Annotated in this window: 5 protein-coding genes; 1 reads left to right on the forward strand and 4 read right to left on the reverse strand. The window is 64.0% G+C overall.

What is annotated here, in order from left to right:
- From ACK42S_RS15295 to petA, 4 genes are all read right to left on the reverse strand, one after another.
- On the reverse strand, positions 1–601 hold a 601-nt coding region (locus ACK42S_RS15295), incomplete at its 3' end, for a glutathione S-transferase N-terminal domain-containing protein (RefSeq protein WP_409709423.1).
- Between the two features lie 119 nt (positions 602–720).
- The gene (locus ACK42S_RS15300; RefSeq protein ID WP_409709426.1) at positions 721–1,500 is read right to left on the reverse strand and encodes a cytochrome c1; all 780 of its coding nucleotides are present in this window, start codon (positions 1,498–1,500) and stop codon (positions 721–723) included.
- Positions 1,501–1,519: 19 nt separating this feature from the next.
- Positions 1,520–2,920, reverse strand: a complete 1,401-nt coding sequence (locus ACK42S_RS15305) for a cytochrome b (RefSeq protein WP_409709429.1) — start codon at positions 2,918–2,920, stop codon at positions 1,520–1,522.
- Positions 2,921–2,954: 34 nt separating this feature from the next.
- Complete coding sequence (petA, locus tag ACK42S_RS15310) at positions 2,955–3,551, reverse strand: ubiquinol-cytochrome c reductase iron-sulfur subunit (protein ID WP_409709432.1); 597 nt, start codon at positions 3,549–3,551, stop codon at positions 2,955–2,957.
- A 207-nt stretch (positions 3,552–3,758) separates the two neighbouring features.
- Here petA and mscL point away from each other — a divergent pair.
- Positions 3,759–4,172: large conductance mechanosensitive channel protein MscL (gene mscL, locus ACK42S_RS15315; RefSeq protein WP_409709435.1), on the forward strand; the 414-nt coding region annotated here is incomplete at its 3' end.

The following is a 4,172-nucleotide window of genomic DNA, read 5'->3' on the forward strand; positions in this document are numbered from 1 at the left end:
TGACCTTCTCGGACGGGGTCAGCGCCTCGATGTAGGCCGGCCGCGAGAAGATGCGCTCGGCGTACTTGAGCAGCGGCATGGCGTTCTTGGACAGGTCGATGCCATAGTAATCCAGGCGCCACAGCAGCGGGGCGATGGCCACGTCGAGCATCGAGAAGTCCTCGCCCAACATGTACTTGTTCTTGAGGAAGATCGGCGCCAACTGGGTCAGCCGGTCGCGGATCTGGGCGCGCGCGCGCTCGAGCTGCTTGTCGGTGGGCTTGATGCCGCGCGACTCCAGCACGTTGACATGGGCGAACAGCTCCTTCTCGAAGTTGAGCAGGAACAGCCGCACACGGGCGCGCGCCACGGGGTCGCCGGGCATGAGCTGCGGGTGCGGGAAGCGCTCGTCGATGTATTCGTTGATGATGTTGGACTCGTACAGGATGAGGTCGCGCTCCACCAGGATGGGCACCTCGTTGTACGGGTTCATCAGCGCGATGTCCTCGGGCTTGGCGAAGAGATCGACATCGCGGATCTCGAAGTCCATGCCCTTCTCGAACAGCACGAAGCGGCAGCGGTGGGAGTAGGGGCAGGTGGTTCCGGAGTAAAGCACCATCATGGTGGCGAGCTCCTCGTGAGGCGAGAGATCCTAAAAACGAAAGGAGTGGGACGCGTCGGCGGGCCCACTCCGGCGGGGGGTGACGCTGCGCCGCTTCAGCGGCCCGCGTCACGCCCGTCTCATTTCACGTCTTTCCAATAAGCAGCGTTCAAGCGCCAGGCAATGAAGGTGAAACCTGCCAGGAAGATCAGCACCCACACCCCCAGGCGCACACGCTGGTTCTGGGCCGGCTCACCCATCCATTGCAGGAAAGCCACCAGGTCAGCGATGGCCGAGTTGAACTCGGCTTCGGTCATCTTGCCCGGAGTGATCTGCTCGAAGCCGGCAAACACCTCGACGGTCTTGCTCGGATCGTGCGGATCGGGCTGCTGGGCGTAGCGTGCCACGCGCTGGCCTTGCAGCTCCCACATCACATGGGGCATGCCCACGCTGGGGAAGGCCAGGTTGTTCCAGCCGGTGGCCTTGGTGTCGTCGCGGTAGTAGGTACGCAGGTAAGTGTAGAGGTAATCGGCGCCCGAACCCTTGCCGGCGGCCGCGCGCGAACGGGCGATGACGGTGAGGTCGGGCGGATTGGCGCCGAACCATTCCTTGGCCATCTTCGGGTCGATGGCCACCTTCATGGTCTCGCCCACCTTGTCGGTGGTGAACATCAGGTTGTTCTTGATCTGCTCTTCGGTCAGGCCGATGTCGCGCAGGCGGTTGTAGCGCATGAAGGCCGCCGAATGGCAGTTCAGGCAGTAATTGACGAAGAGTTTGGCACCGTTTTGCAGCGCGGCCAGGTCGGTGACCCGCTCTTTGGGGAACTTGTCCCAGGCGATGCCGCCACCGGCCGCATGGGCCGTGGACAGGCCGACACTCAGCACCAGCGCGGCCAGCAGTGTTTGGATCATTTTTTTCATGGGGCAGACTCCGGCGGGCTCAGTGGGCGGCAAAGGTCACACGCTCAGGCACCGGCTTGAACTCGCCCAGGCGCGACCACCAGGGCATGAGCAGGAAGAAGCCGAAGTAGAACAGCGTGCCGATCTGGGAGATCAGTTCGCCCATCGGCGAGGGCGGCTGGATGCCCAGATAGCCCAGCACCACGAACACGAGCACGAACGCGCCGTAGATGTATTTGTGCCAGTCGGGACGGTAGCGGATGGACTTGACCGGGCTGCGATCGAGCCAGGGGAGGAAGAACATGATGATCACGGCCCCTCCCATCACCACCACGCCCCAGAACTTGGCATCGAAAGCCTTGAGCAGACCGGCGGCCACCACGGCACCGACGATGATGGCCAGCTTGCCCTTGGCGCCAAAGCCGCCCCGCAGCACCGCCAGGATGGCGCCCAGCGCGACCAGCACCACGAGCACGTTGACCATCAGGTCGGTGGTGGCGCGCAGCATCGAGTAGTACGGCGTGAAATACCACACCGGGGCGATGTGCGCCGGGGTCTTCAGCGGGTCGGCCGGGATGAAGTTGTTGAACTCCAGGAAGTAGCCGCCGAACTCGGGCGCGAAGAACACCACGGCCGAGAACACCATCAGGAAGACGCTCAGCGCAAAGATGTCGTGCACCGTGTAGTACGGATGGAAGGGAATGCCATCGAGCGGACGGCCCTGGGCATCCTTCTTGGCCTTGATCTCGACGCCATCAGGGTTGTTCGAGCCCACTTCGTGCAGCGCGATGATGTGCGCCACCACCAGGCCCAGCAGCACCAGCGGGATGGCGATGACGTGGAAGCTGAAGAAGCGGTTCAGGGTGGCGTCGGAGACCACGTAGTCGCCGCGGATCAGCAGGGCCAGGTCGGGGCCGATGAAGGGCACGGCAGCGAACAGGTTCACGATCACCTGGGCCCCCCAGTAGGACATCTGGCCCCAGGGCAGCAGGTAGCCGAAGAAGGCCTCGGCCATCAGGCACAGGAAGATCGCGCAACCGAAGATCCACACCAGCTCGCGCGGCTTGCGGTACGAGCCGTAGAGCAGCCCGCGGAACATGTGCAGGTAGACGACGATGAAGAAGGCCGAGGCACCCGTGGAGTGCATGTAGCGGATCAGCCAGCCCCAGGGCACGTCGCGCATGATGTACTCGACCGAGGCGAAGGCGAGGTTCGCATCGGGCTTGTAGTGCATCACAAGGAAGATGCCGGTAACGATCTGGATCACCAGCACCACGAGGGCCAGCGAGCCGAAGACGTACCAGAAGTTGAAATTCTTGGGCGCGTAGTACTCGCCCATGTGCTCGTTGTAGAGCTTGGTGAGCGGGAAGCGGTTGTCGATCCAGGTCAGCAGCTTCTGGCCCGCGGTGGCGCCGACGGGCGCCTCTTTGAATTCAGCCATGGGGTGTCACCTTTTCTTGTCCGTGCATCAGGGCTCAGGCCTGCTTGTCCTCACCGATCAACAGCTTGGTGTCGGACAGGTACATGTGCGGCGGCACTTCCAGGTTGTCCGGTGCAGGCTTGTTCTTGAACACGCGCCCGGCGATGTCGAAGGTGGAGCCGTGACAGGGACACAGGAAACCGCCCTGCCAGTCGTCGGGCAGCGAGGGCTGGGCGCCCGGCGTGAACTTGGAGACGGGCGAGCACCCCAGATGCGAGCAGATGCCCACCCCCACGAAGATCTCGGGCTTGATCGAGCGATGCTGGTTGCGCGCGTACTCCGGCGTGGGGTACTGGGTGCGCTCGGAGTTCGGGTCGGCCACCTGGGACTCGGTCTTGGCCAGCGATTCGAGCTGCTCGGGGGTGCGACGCAGGATCCACACCGGCTTGCCCCGCCACTCCACGGTGATCATCTCGCCCGGCTTGAGCGTGCTGATGTCCACCTCGACCGCAGCACCGGCGGCACGGGCACGCTCGGACGGCTGGAAGGTGCTGACGAAGGGGATGGCGGTGGCCACGCCGCCGACAGCGCCCGCGCCACAGGCAATGGCGACCCAGGTGCGGCGGCTCTTGTCCACTTGCTGATCACTCATGGGGGATCCTCAGAAGCACTTCTTTGGTTAGGGGCAACCCGCGATTCTAGCGGACAGCCGGGACGCCCAGCCAGAGCGAACGCCGCCCGGCTGTGCGCCAGCCGCGCGCGCCGCCGCCCGGCTTGGCCGCCGCAGTCCCCGCAGGCATACTGCGCGCAACCGCGGGCGAGGGGCGCCACGGGTGGGCCAAGCACTAAGGAGAACTGCATGGGCTTCATGAGCGAATTCAAGGAGTTTGCCGTCAAAGGCAACGTCATCGATCTGGCCGTCGGGGTGATCATCGGCGGGGCGTTCGGCAAGATCGTCGACTCGATGGTGGGTGACGTGATCATGCCGGTGGTGAGCACCCTCTTCGGCGGCCTGGATTTCTCCAACTACTTCATCCCGCTGGCAGGCCAGACCGCCGAGACCCTGGCCGAGGCGAAAAAGGCCGGCGCGGTGTTGGCCTACGGCAGCTTCCTCACGGTGGCGATCAACTTCCTGATCCTGGCCTTCATCATCTTCCTGATGGTCAAGCAGATCAACCGGCTCAAGCGCCAGACCCCGGCGCCGGAACCAGAGCAGGCCGCGCCCCCCGAAGAAATCATGTTGTTTCTCAGGGGTCGCGGAGACACAAAAAAG

This window comes from Caldimonas sp., from assembly GCF_046289365.1.
In the GTDB taxonomy this organism is placed as follows: Bacteria; Pseudomonadota; Gammaproteobacteria; order Burkholderiales; family Burkholderiaceae_C; genus Caldimonas.